This window comes from Desulfocastanea catecholica (genome assembly GCF_054657295.1).
Window position 1 is genome coordinate 1 of sequence record NZ_BAAHYZ010000099.1, and the last position, 1,249, is coordinate 1,249.

The following is a 1,249-nucleotide window of genomic DNA, read 5'->3' on the forward strand; positions in this document are numbered from 1 at the left end:
CCCACCAGGACAACTACTCAGAAGCTTATGCTTTTGCGTAGTTTGTTGTTGGAATCCCTTCAGGTGGGGGGAGGATGTCAAGGCCCCAGATTAACAAAATCACAAAATTGCCTCCAAGCCTTTTCTTTCAATCACATCTAAGAGCCTTTTGCTTGCTCCGCTTGGTTTTTTGTCTCCTCTTTCCCATTTCTGCTGGGTGGATGTGGATACATTCACTACGGCAGCAAACGCTGCTTGGCTTAACTTTGTGCTTTTGCGCAATTTTACAATATCCGCGGCATTGTAGTCCTTTACATCCGGCAAGCAAAGACTCTCGATGTTGCGCATTGTTATGTCTTTCACCAGGCCGATTTCCTTTAGGTCAACCATAGTGCCCATTATTGATTTTCTGACTGATTTTCTCATACCATCACCTCAATGAAGACGCCTTTATCTATAGCTTTTTGAATTTCGTTTTCATCATACGAAAAGACAAGAGTGCAAAACTCTTTGAAAGCTTTCAGCTCGTTGTGTGAGAGAGTTGTTTTTTCGTTTTTGGCGAACCCATGAACGAAGATAGCCATGTTCCCTTTCTTGTAAAAAAGTATGGTTCTGCCGCTGCCACTTTTTCCTCTTCCTGGAAAGGATATGCGTTTTTTGTACACGTTACTGCCCAGGTTAGCATCAATGATGCCTTCTTCGATTTCGTTGAGCGCGTTGTTTAGTCCCGCAACGGTTACTCCGTGCTTCCCGGCCCACTTTGAAAACTCTCTGGTCATTAACCTTTTCATGATCTAAAGATAGCACTTAGTGCTATATATTACAAATTGAAACTTGTGAAACTTGGGGCTTCGAAGATGTCAAGTTTGATGAGGCGGTTCAAAACAGCCGGGAAGCTGTAGAACGTGCTGCAGGATGTCTGTGATGCGTTTGCAGAAGGGGAAATGGACAGTTGTTATGGCGATCTGAAGTATGTCGATTTTGCCGATACATCGAAAACTGTTCGCCTGTGGAAATCCGGCAGTTTTGATGCCGGGAAATTCAAGTGGGGCTGGATGCCGCCGCATCCAACATTTTTCGTCAGAAAAACTGCATATGAGAGATTTGGCGCCTTCAATCTCGATTTCGGAACTGCCGCGGATTATGAGCTGATGCTCCGATTTTTGGTCCGGCATCATTTGCATGCAGTCTACATTCCGAAGGTGTTGGTTAAAATGCGCACCGGTGGTGTAAGCAATGCTGGGCTGAAAAACCGGGCAGTGGTTTTCTA

General features: G+C 44.9%; 3 protein-coding genes. 1 reads left to right on the forward strand and 2 read right to left on the reverse strand.

From position 1 onward, the window contains the following. Positions 1-99: 99 nt before the first annotated feature. Positions 100-405 carry a helix-turn-helix domain-containing protein gene (locus ACYQ8U_RS22995; protein WP_459947892.1) on the reverse strand — a complete coding sequence of 102 codons (306 nt, stop codon included), beginning with the start codon at positions 403-405 and terminating at the stop codon, positions 100-102. Beyond that, positions 402-758 (reverse strand): type II toxin-antitoxin system RelE/ParE family toxin, encoded by a 357-nt coding sequence (locus tag ACYQ8U_RS23000; RefSeq protein ID WP_459947893.1) that lies wholly within the window; start codon positions 756-758, stop codon positions 402-404. Before ACYQ8U_RS23000 ends, ACYQ8U_RS22995 begins: the two co-directional genes overlap by 4 nt. A gap of 126 nt (positions 759-884) precedes the next feature. On the opposite strand from ACYQ8U_RS23000, the gene ACYQ8U_RS23005 reads away from it, so the two are divergent. Then, positions 885-1,249: glycosyltransferase family protein (locus ACYQ8U_RS23005; protein ID WP_459947894.1), on the forward strand; the 365-nt coding region annotated here is incomplete at its 3' end.

Excerpts from the sequence above, each read along its gene's own strand:
- ACYQ8U_RS22995 (WP_459947892.1), bottom strand. The coding sequence starts at position 405 with ATGAGAAAATCAGTCAGAAAATCAATAATGGGCACTATGGTTGACCTA.
- ACYQ8U_RS23000 (WP_459947893.1), bottom strand. The coding sequence starts at position 758 with ATGACCAGAGAGTTTTCAAAGTGGGCCGGGAAGCACGGAGTAACCGTT.